Below are 9,821 nucleotides of genomic sequence, written 5' to 3' on the forward strand. Positions count from 1 at the left end.
TGGGAACTGGCGAAGCGGGGCGCGCATGTGACGCTGTTCGATTCCGGTTTTTATCCGGGACGCGGCGCAAGCTGGGCTGCCGCAGGCATGTTGGCTCCGGCCTATGAAGCAGCAGCCGAACCGGGCGCGCACCCGAGACTGTTCGACCTGTGTCTCAAAAGCGCCGGCCAGTGGATCGACATGTCGGGCGCGATTGCCGCCGTGACGAAGCGAGACGTCCTGCACTCAATCGGGCCGTCGCTCGCCGTGGCACAGACCGCAGAAGATCGGATGCAACTGGCGGGTCTCGCAGAGGCGCTGAACGTGCGCAAAATTCCGTTTGACGTGCTGTCACCCGGCGAGGCCGTTAAGGCCGAGCCGTGCTTGCGCGTCGGCAATAAGGGGGCGCTGCGGCTGCCGACAGATGGGCAGGTCGACAACCGCCTTCTGGTCGAAGCCCTGATCCGGGCGCTGGAGAGCCAGGAACAGGTTGCGTTCGTGACCGGCACTGCACCACTGGCCATTGCACAGGGAAAAATCGTGCTCGCCGGGTTTGACCATGTGATCTTTGCCGCCGGGTGGGAGACGGCCAGCGTAAGGGTGGGTGACGCGACGCTGGGCGACATCGCGCCAATGTTGCGCAAAATCGAGCCCGTAGCTGGGCACATGCTCGCCTTCAATCGTTTGCCGGATGGGCCTGAAATGACGGTGCGGTCGGGCGCGCTGTATATTGTGCCCAAGGCGGGGCGCCTGATTGTCGGCGCGACCGTTGAGCCCGGCGAAACCAGCACCAGGATCGACAGCAACGCGATTAATCGTCTGGAAGCGGCAGCCCATGCCCTCTGCCCGATGCTGAAACGGGCCACGATTATCGAGGCGTGGCGTGGGATTCGCCCGGGGACACCCGACCACGCGCCGATGATCGGCGCACTGGGCGAGACCGGCGCGTTCGTCGCGGCGGGCCATTATCGCAATGGCATCCTGTTGGCGCCGATCACCGCGCAGATCATGGCCGACAGTGTGCTGGACGGGAAAACCAGCGAGCTGGCGGCGGCCTTCAGCCCGGCGCGGTTTGCGGCTGCGACGGCCTGACGCCGGGGCTGTGCTGGACGGGCGCGCGCCTGCGGCCTAAGTCTCGTCCCAAGCAGGAGGAACGCATGCACCAGATCGCCCCGATGAGCGAAGACCAGATGGCCATCAAGGATGCCGTAGCAAAGACGATTGCGCCGTTCGATGACGACTATTGGCTGAAGACGGACGAGACCGGCAACTGGCCGGAAGAATTTTGCGATGCGATGGCCAAGGGCGGCTGGCTCGGGATCGCGTTTCCGGAAGAATATGGCGGCGCGGGCCTTGGCCTGACCGAAGCGGCGCTGATGATGCAGACGGTGACGCGATCGGGCGCGGGCTATTCCGGCGCCTCGGCGATCCACCTCAATATTTTCGGGCCCAAGCCGCTGGAGAAATTCGGCACACCCGAGCAGAAGCAGGAAAACCTGCCAAAGATCATCTCAGGCGAAGAGAAGATGTGCTTTGCCGTGACCGAGCCGAATTCGGGGCTCGACACGGCGTCGCTCGAGACCAAGGCCGAGCGGACAAACAATGGCTATGTGATCAATGGACGGAAGATCTGGACGACGGGCGCGCAGCGCGCCGACAAGATCCTGATCATCGCCCGCACGACACCGAAGGACCAGTGCGCCAAGCCGCACCTCGGCCTGTCGCTGTTCTATACAGACCTCAACCGGAACAAGATCGAGGCCAACCCGATCCCGAAAATGGGCCGCAAGGCCGTCGAGTGCAACACGCTGTTCATTGACGGGCTGGAAGTGCCGAAAGAGGACCTGATCGGCGAGGAAGGCGCGGGCTTCAAATACCTGCTGCAGGGCCTGAACCCCGAGCGCGTGCTGTTCGCCGCCGAAAGCGTCGGGCTTGGTTTCGCCGCGCTGGAACGGGCGGCGCGCTATGCCAATGAGCGGGTCGTGTTCGGCCGACCGATCGGCCAGAACCAGGGCATCCAGCACCCGCTGGCGCGCAGCTGGGCCGAACTGTCGGCGGCGGAGCTGATGGCGTACAAGGCGGCGAGCCTTTACGATGCCGGGCAGGAATGTGGCGCGGAGGCGAATGCAGCCAAGTATCTCGGCACCGAGGCAGGCTTTACCGCCTGCGAAACGGCGGTGCTAACGCATGGCGGCATGGGCTATGCCCGTGAATACCATGTCGAGCGGATGATGCGCGAAGCCATGCTGGCGCGGATCGCTCCGGTCAGCCGCGAGATGATCCTGAACTTCATCGCCGAACGCGTGCTGGGCCTGCCGAAGAGCTACTGACAGGCCCGACCGGCTACATGTCGTCGGCTTCCTTCATGTGCTCAAAGAACTCTTCCTTGCTGTTGGTGCGCGGATAGGGCTCTGCCGGCACCGGTGCGCCGAGGAATTTGCACAATGGTTCCCAGCCATCCTTGGCCGAATGAACCAGCAGGCGCTCTGCAGGGATTGCGGCTTTAACAGCGGCTTCGTGCGCGGTGTACGCGGCGATGATGGCGTCCTTGTCCTTCGCGTCGCCGAAGCTGCGCTCAAGCACTTTCGTCACCATCTTGAACCATTCGACCGCTGGCGCCGGCCATTTGTCGGGTGCCCAGACTGTCGCGAGGATGGTCTCCGATATGCTCTTGTACCAGCTCTCGGCGGAACGCGTTGACAGGATGATCCGGGCGTCCGGATAAGCCGTGGCCAGCTCCTGCCAAAAAGCGGCGGCCGGCCAGTCCACGGCGGAGTTATAGCCGGCAAAGATTGCGTCGAAATCGGGATTGCCAGCCAGGGCATCGTTCCAGAGTGGCACCTGCGCGTCGCCATTCCCGATCACTTCGATCATGTGATGGCATGGCCCGTGGCCGAGTTGTTCGAGCGCCAGTTTCAGCGACATTGTGCCCGTTCGCCCGAAACCGGCGCTGATTACGGATAGTGTCATTGTGTCCCCCACACACGATGTCGGTCTCTGGGCGGCAAGCTAACTGAAAGAGCAGGTTCTTGGAAGTGGGTCGCGGCGAGGCGCTTCCCGATGGCCCCGGATCAGACTAGGCTCGGAAAAAGCCTTGGGAGGGCACGCGCATGACATATCTTATCCTCGGTCTCGTGATCTTTTTCGGGGCACACCTGTTCACTACATTCCGGTCGCGTGAGCCGGGCAAGGATATCAAGGCGAAGCTCGGGTACGGGCCGTATATGGGGCTCTACAGTCTCGTTTCCATTGCCGGATTCGTGCTGATCTGCTTGGGCTTTGGCGCAACGCGCGATGCCGGGAGCCTGTATATGGCGCCGTCATGGGGCCGGCACGTGAACCTGGCGCTGATGCTGCCGGCGCTGATCCTGCTGGTTGCTTCGCAATTGCCGACCGGGGCGATCAAGAAGGCCGTGAAGCACCCGATGCTGGTGGCCGTGAAGCTGTGGGCCTTCGGGCACCTTCTGGCCAATGGCGAGATCAATTCAGTCATCCTGTTCGGCAGTTTCCTGGCCTATGCGGTAATTGACCGGATCGCAGTGAAGAAACGTGGGGACAATGGCCCAGCCAAGGACGCGGCCGCTTCGGTGATGTCTGATGTAGGCGCCGTCGCGATCGGCGCTGGCCTGTACGTGGCGATCCTGATGTGGCTGCACCCGATCCTGTTCGGCGTCGCGGTCATGTAATGGCAGTCGGCTTAAACCCTTCGCATACACATCCGTGGTAGCCATGTCCGATGGTGCCACGCGGTGGCGTTCCTGGGAGTGAGCCGGCATGAACTATGATTTCAACTACGCCCTGACGATCTTCGTCGATACGGTCATGAAACGCTATGCCGATTTCGAAGGCCGCGCGAGCCGGCGCGAATTCTGGCACTATGTGTCGATTGCCCTGTTGATCGCCGTTGGCTTCAATATCCTGTCGATGATCCCGTATCTCGGGCCGATTTTCAGCCTGGTGAGCCTTCTGGTCGGCCTTGCCCTTGTGCTGCCGGGCATCGCCATCAGCATCCGGCGCATGCATGATATCGACCAGAGCGCCCTGATGGTGCTGATCCCGATCTACAATATCTACCTTGCCTGCCAGCCGGGCACGACGCGCACCAACCGGTTCGGTCCGGAGCCCCGGAAGCTGTGAGGCTGCTTGCGGGCGCGGCGCGGTCAGGCTAAGTCGCGCCCCATGTCGAAACAAACCGAGACACGCCGCAAGACCGTCAGGGACATTGCCGCTGCCAAGGGCAAGACACCGCTCGTCTGCCTGACCGCCTATGATGCGCCGACGGCCCGCCTGCTGGACCCACATTGCGATGTGCTGCTGGTCGGCGACAGCCTGGGCATGGTCGTGCACGGCCTGCCATCCACGGTGGGCGTCACCATGGAGATGATGATCCTGCACGGCCAGGCGGTGATGCGGGGCTCCAGCGAGGCCTTTGTCGTCGTCGACATGCCATTCGGGTCGTATGAGACGAATAATGATTCCGCCTTCCTGAATGCGGCGCGCATCATGAAGGAAACCGGCTGCCAGGCGATCAAGATCGAGAGCGGCACCTATGCCGCCGGCCAGATTGCCCATCTCGTCGAGCGCGGTGTGCCGGTGATGGGCCATATCGGCCTGCGACCACAGGCGATCAATGTCGATGGCGGCTTCCGGGCCAAGGGACGCACGACAGGCGAACGCGACCGGGTGATTGCCGAGGCGCGGGCAACGGACCAGGCTGGTGCCTTTGCCATCGTGATTGAAGGTGTCGCCGAGGACCTGGCGGCGGACATTACTGCCGAAGTCAGCTGCCCGACGATCGGGATTGGAGCGTCGGCGGCCTGTGACGGCCAGATCCTCGTCACGCATGACATGCTGGGCCTGTTCGACTGGACGCCGAAATTCGTGCGCCGATATGCCGACCTCAGCGCCAGCATCAATGACGCGGCGGCGGCCTATGCCGACGATGTCCGCACCCGACGGTTTCCGGACGCGGCCGAGACCTATGCCCTGAGAAAACCTGAACCTGAACAGCGCTGACACGTTGCAGCGTGGGCATCGCCCGTCTAGGTTCCTGCCTGAGTAACAAAATACACCGGAGCGACTGAATTGAGCGATATTTTCGAAGAAGTCGACGAGAGCATTCGACAGGACAGGCTGGAGATCTGGTGGAAACGCTACCAGTTCTTTGTCTATGGCGCTGTCGCGCTGGTCATTGCCGCAGTGGCCGTGAGCGAGTTCGTCATCATGCCGCGGGCGGAAGCGGCCCGTGCGGCGCGCGCGCTGGAGCTGGAAACAGCCCTGTCCGAGCTTCATAACGGCTCGTATGCGGCGGCTGAGACAGCCTTTGCGGAACTCGCCGATGGCGGCAGCAAACTGGCACCGCTGGCGGCGAACTATCTGGCGCAGGTGCGTTTTGAGGGCGGTGGCGATGCCGATGGCGCAGCTGAAGCGCTGGCCGCTATTGGCGCGGTCGAGGGCAGCCCCTTTGATCGTCTGGCCTTGTTGAAAAAGGCCTATTTCAAGGCCGATGGCCAGTCGATGACCGAACTGGAAGCCACGCTGGGCAGTCTCGTCGATGACGAGGGCCCGCTCGGCGCGCTGGCGCGTGAACTGGTTGCAGCCAAGGCTTTTGCAACGGGTGACACGGCCCGAGCCCGGACCGAATTCAATCGGCTGCGCTTCGATGCGGCTGCGCCGGCGGGCGTCAAGCGCCGGGCCGAACTCGCGCTCGCCGCCATTCCTGTCGCTGAAGAGGCTGAACCGGTCGCGGACGCGGCAGGCAAAGAACCTGAAACAGAAACCGAAGCGCCGGCTCCTGCGCCCGCCCCTGCAGAGTCTGAGGAGACTGGTCAATGAGCCCATCGCGTAAACTTGCCGCCAGCTTTGTCCTGGGCACGGCGTTGACCCTTTCGGCATGCAGCAGCCTGCCGAGCTTCGGCAATAACAAGGCCGAGGAAAAAGCCGCCGAGGACAAGGCGGGCCGGATCACCATGGTGCTGACCGACGAGGCCATCAAGCCGAACCCGGAACTGGCAGGCGTGACGATCGAATTGCCTGAAGCCACAACGATCGAGGCCTGGTCGCAGGCTGGTGCCAATGCCGCCAAAGTGGTCGGCCATGTCAGGGCGGCGCCTCAGTTGAAAATTGCCTGGCGTGCGGATGTGGGGGCAGGCTCCGACAAGAAGTCAGCCTTGACGACTCCGCCTGTGACCAGCGAAACGACCGTGTTCACGCTGGATGCGGACCAGTCGGTCGTGGCGACTGACCTCGCTACCGGGCGCTCGCTGTGGAAGAAAAAGCTGAAGGGCGTTTCCAAGCGCGACAAGAGTGCGTTGGGCGGCGGTCTGGCCGTTGAAGGCGATACCTTGATCGTGGCGAGTGGCTTTGGCTTTGTGGCTGCGCTTGACGCGGCCACCGGCACAGAGAAATGGAAGCACCAGATGGGCGCGCCGATGACGGGCGCACCCACCATCAAGGATGGCCGGATCTACATCTCCTCCAACAATAACGAAATTTTCGCACTCACTTTGGCGACCGGAGAAACCGAATGGAGCGACCAGGCGATTGCTGAAACTGCTCGGGTGCTTGGCAGTTCCAGCGCCGCTGCTGTCGAGGATTTCGTGATCGCGCCGTATTCATCGGGCGAAATCATTGCCTATCTCTCCTCGAATGGACGTCGCCTCTGGACCGATGCGATCTCGCAGGCCGGCCGGTTCACGCCGATTTCCGAAATCAACGATATTGGCTCGCGCCCAGTGCTTTCGGGCGGGCTCGTGTTCGCATCCAGCCAGTCTGGCGTGACCGTCGCGATTGACGGACGCAGCGGTACGCGCGTCTGGTCGATTGCAACGGGTTCGACACAGGCCCCCGCCCTGGCCGGACAGTACATGTTCATCCTGGGTGTCGACGACACGCTGTCGGCCGTCAATCCGGCCAATGGCGAGGCCTACTGGGTGACGACGCTGCCGAAGTTCGAGAAAGTGAAAAAGAAGAAGGGCCGGATCAGCTATTCCGGGCCAATCATTGCATCCGGGCGTATCGTGATCGTGTCTTCAACAGGTGTGCTACTTGCCTTTTCACCTCAAACCGGGCAGCAGACCGGCTCTGTGAAGCTGGGCTCGACGACTTATCTCGAACCCATCGCCGTGCAGGACAAATTGCTTATCCTCACTGATGAGGCCAAGCTGATCGCCATCCAATAGGGCGCACGGCCCAAAAGCCCGCCCGTTAACCGTATGAACGGGCAGGCATATGCCGCTTAAACTCGCTATTCTCGGACGTCCGAACGTCGGAAAGTCGACGCTGTTCAACCGGCTCGCAGGCAAGAAAATTGCGCTGGTCGATGACCAGCCTGGCGTGACGCGTGACCGCAAGCAGGCCGATGGTCGCCTGGCCTCGCTGCCTTTGATCCTGATCGATACGGCGGGCTATGAGAACGTCCACGATGGTAGCCTGCAATCCCGCATGCGCGAGCAGACCGAAGCGGCGATTGCCGAGGCGGAGGTAGCGCTGTTCCTGATAGACGCGCGCGTCGGTGTCACGATCGAGGATCAGAGCTTTGCCGCGCTGTTGCGCAAGGCGAACATTCCCGTCGTGCTGGCGGCGAACAAGGCTGAAGGCAAAGCCGGACGCGACGGCCTGAACGAGGCCTGGGAGCTGGGCTTTGGCGAACCGGTGGGCCTGTCAGCCGAGCATGGCGAAGGTATGGCAGACCTGTTTGAAGCCATCCGCCAGGCAGTGGGCGAGGACGCTTTCGAGAAAGCGCTTGAAGAGGCCGAGCCGGACTATACGCGCTTTGGCGGCGAGGACATTCTCGACAAGCTGTCGCATATCGATATCGACGACCAGACGCTGTCGGATGACGACCTTGTTGCCGCCATCGAAGAAGCCGACGTTGATGTCGAGTCGGAGCCGGTACGGCCCGACAAGCCGATCAAACTGGCCATTGTCGGCCGCCCGAACGCGGGCAAGTCGACGCTGATCAACCAATTGCTGCAATCTGACCGCCTGCTGACGGGACCGGAAGCGGGCATCACGCGGGATTCGATTTCCATCGACTGGGAATGGGAAGGCCGCCGTATTCGCCTGGTCGATACGGCTGGCCTCCGCAGGAAGTCGCGCGTTCAGGAAAAACTGGAGCGCATGTCGACGGGTGAGACCATCCGTTCCCTGAAATATGCCGATATCATCGCGCTGGTCATGGACGCCGACGAGGCGATGGAAAAACAGGACCTGCAGATTGCCGACCTTGCACTGCGCGAGGGCCGGGGCATTGTCCTAGTGATTTCCAAGTGGGACCTCGTGAAGGATCCTGACGCGGCCGCCAAGCATATCCGCGACCTTTCCAATCGCTTGATGCCGAACGCCGGAGGCGCGCCCATCGTGTTCCTGTCGGGGCTGACGGGCCGGAATATCGAAAAATTGATGCCAGCCGTCGTGAGCGTCTATGCGAATTGGACGGCCCGCGTGAAGACGGGGGACCTGAACCGTTGGCTGCGCCATACGATTGAGCGCCATCCACCACCCTCCGTGCACGGCAAGCGTATCAAGCCGCGCTACATGGCCCAGATGAAGGCGCGTCCACCGACCTTTGTGCTGATCGCGTCACGCGGCGACCAGATGCCGGACCAGTACAAGCGCTATCTCGTCAATGGCGTGCGCGATGCGTTCGACATGAACGGCGTGCCGATCCGACTGTTCGTGCGTCAGGGCAAGAACCCCTATGCCGACAAGGCCGCGCAGCAGCGACCGTCGAAGCGGTACAAGCCAAAGCACTAGCGCGACCGGGGTGACCCAACGTCACCTCGCGGTGCCTTAGGAGCGGCTCGGCAAAAATACAAGACTTGGACGCGGGCTCTCGCAACGTGTAGTCATGTGGAAAATCCACATCAAACACTGCATCAGGGAGAGACAAGATGGCGTCCAGCGTTCCGGCCAAGGGCCTTCAACTGAGATCACACGTAAAGTCCAGCGGCGAGCTGGAACTGTCCCTCGTTGAGGTGGACATTCCAACGCCCGGCCCGGACGATGTGATTGTTCGCGTTGAAGCGACACCGATCAACCCATCCGATCTTGGCCTGCTACTCGGCGCAGCCGACATGAGCACTGCGAAAGCATCGGGGACTACGGACCGTCCTGTCGTCACAGCAAAAGTGTCGGCTGCCGGCCTGCGTGCCATGACTCCTCGCCTCGACCAGTCGATGGCAGTGGGCAATGAAGGCGCGGGCACGGTTGTGGCGGCGGGTTCGTCGCCTGCGGCGCAGGCCCTGCTGGGCAAGACGATTGCCGGCCTCGGCGGCGAAATGTATTCGCAGTATCGCATGTTGAATGTCGCCCAGTGCATGGAATTGCCTGACGGTGCGACGGCACGCGATGGCGCGTCCTGCTTCGTCAATCCGCTGACATCGCTGGCGATGACCGAAGTGATGCGTATGGAAGGTCACACGGCGCTGCTGCACACCGCGGCGGCTTCGAACCTTGGCCAGATGCTGAACAAGATCTGTATCGCGGACGGAATTGATCTGGTGAACGTGGTGCGCTCCGACGCCCAGGAAAAAATCCTGCGTGATCTTGGTGCCAAATATATCGTCAACTCGACCTCGCTCGGCTTTATGGACGACCTGATCCGCGCGCTGGCAACAACGGGTGCGACTCTCGGCTTTGATGCTATTGGCGGCGGCCCGCTGGCCGGGCAAATCCTGGTGGCGATGGAAGCGGCAGCAAACCTCAACGCCAAGGAATACAGCCGCTACGGCTCGGCGACCCACAAGCAGGTTTATATCTATGGCCGTCTCGACATGGGCCTGACGACATTGCCGCCCGGTGTGGGCATGGCTTGGGGCGTTGGCGGCTTCCTGCTGACA

10 protein-coding genes are annotated in these 9,821 nt (G+C 62.2%); 9 read left to right on the top strand and 1 reads right to left on the bottom strand.

Annotation, left to right across the window (positions count from 1 at the left end):
* Together ACESNB_RS13400 and ACESNB_RS13405 are read left to right on the top strand one after the other, a co-directional pair.
* The coding region (locus ACESNB_RS13400) for an FAD-dependent oxidoreductase (RefSeq protein WP_373008125.1) at positions 1 to 1,071 on the top strand (1,071 nt) is incomplete at its 5' end.
* 65 nt (positions 1,072 to 1,136) lie between these two features.
* Positions 1,137 to 2,309 (top strand): acyl-CoA dehydrogenase family protein, encoded by a 1,173-nt coding sequence (locus ACESNB_RS13405; RefSeq protein ID WP_373008127.1) that lies wholly within the window; start codon positions 1,137 to 1,139, stop codon positions 2,307 to 2,309.
* 13 nt (positions 2,310 to 2,322) lie between these two features.
* Here ACESNB_RS13405 and ACESNB_RS13410 read toward each other — a convergent pair whose 3' ends face one another.
* On the bottom strand, positions 2,323 to 2,949 hold the full coding sequence (locus ACESNB_RS13410; protein WP_373008129.1) for a sulfotransferase family protein: 627 nt from the start codon (positions 2,947 to 2,949) through the stop codon (positions 2,323 to 2,325).
* A gap of 140 nt (positions 2,950 to 3,089) precedes the next feature.
* Here ACESNB_RS13410 and ACESNB_RS13415 point away from each other — a divergent pair, with 140 nt between their 5' ends.
* The 7 genes from ACESNB_RS13415 to ACESNB_RS13445 form a co-directional block, all read left to right on the top strand.
* Entirely contained in the window at positions 3,090 to 3,665 is a 576-nt protein-coding gene (locus ACESNB_RS13415; RefSeq protein WP_373008131.1) for an NnrU family protein, read from the top strand.
* Positions 3,666 to 3,753: 88 nt separating this feature from the next.
* Positions 3,754 to 4,116 carry a DUF805 domain-containing protein gene (locus ACESNB_RS13420; RefSeq protein WP_373008133.1) on the top strand — a complete coding sequence of 121 codons (363 nt, stop codon included), beginning with the start codon at positions 3,754 to 3,756 and terminating at the stop codon, positions 4,114 to 4,116.
* A 42-nt stretch (positions 4,117 to 4,158) separates the two neighbouring features.
* The gene (gene panB, locus ACESNB_RS13425; protein ID WP_373008135.1) at positions 4,159 to 4,995 is read left to right on the top strand and encodes a 3-methyl-2-oxobutanoate hydroxymethyltransferase; all 837 of its coding nucleotides are present in this window, start codon (positions 4,159 to 4,161) and stop codon (positions 4,993 to 4,995) included.
* A gap of 69 nt (positions 4,996 to 5,064) precedes the next feature.
* Positions 5,065 to 5,814, top strand: coding sequence for a hypothetical protein (locus ACESNB_RS13430; protein ID WP_373008137.1), 750 nt, complete (start codon positions 5,065 to 5,067; stop codon positions 5,812 to 5,814).
* Entirely contained in the window at positions 5,811 to 7,160 is a 1,350-nt protein-coding gene (locus ACESNB_RS13435) for a PQQ-binding-like beta-propeller repeat protein (protein WP_373008139.1), read from the top strand. Before ACESNB_RS13430 ends, ACESNB_RS13435 begins: the two co-directional genes overlap by 4 nt.
* 49 nt (positions 7,161 to 7,209) lie before the next feature.
* Positions 7,210 to 8,736 (top strand): ribosome biogenesis GTPase Der, encoded by a 1,527-nt coding sequence (gene der / locus ACESNB_RS13440; RefSeq protein WP_373008141.1) that lies wholly within the window; start codon positions 7,210 to 7,212, stop codon positions 8,734 to 8,736.
* A gap of 137 nt (positions 8,737 to 8,873) precedes the next feature.
* Positions 8,874 to 9,821, top strand: a 948-nt coding sequence (locus ACESNB_RS13445) for an NADH oxidase (RefSeq protein ID WP_373008143.1), incomplete at its 3' end; no start/stop codon positions are given.

It is taken from the genome of Hyphomonas sp. (genome assembly GCF_041689225.1).
Lineage (GTDB): Bacteria > Pseudomonadota > Alphaproteobacteria > Caulobacterales > Hyphomonadaceae > Hyphomonas.

Excerpts from the sequence above, each read along its gene's own strand:
- ACESNB_RS13405 (WP_373008127.1), top strand. The coding sequence starts at position 1,137 with ATGCACCAGATCGCCCCGATGAGCGAAGACCAGATGGCCATCAAGGAT.
- ACESNB_RS13420 (WP_373008133.1), top strand. The coding sequence starts at position 3,754 with ATGAACTATGATTTCAACTACGCCCTGACGATCTTCGTCGATACGGTC.
- ACESNB_RS13415 (WP_373008131.1), top strand. The coding sequence starts at position 3,090 with ATGACATATCTTATCCTCGGTCTCGTGATCTTTTTCGGGGCACACCTG.
- ACESNB_RS13435 (WP_373008139.1), top strand. The coding sequence starts at position 5,811 with ATGAGCCCATCGCGTAAACTTGCCGCCAGCTTTGTCCTGGGCACGGCG.
- der (WP_373008141.1), top strand. The coding sequence starts at position 7,210 with ATGCCGCTTAAACTCGCTATTCTCGGACGTCCGAACGTCGGAAAGTCG.
- panB (WP_373008135.1), top strand. The coding sequence starts at position 4,159 with ATGTCGAAACAAACCGAGACACGCCGCAAGACCGTCAGGGACATTGCC.
- ACESNB_RS13410 (WP_373008129.1), bottom strand. The coding sequence starts at position 2,949 with ATGACACTATCCGTAATCAGCGCCGGTTTCGGGCGAACGGGCACAATG.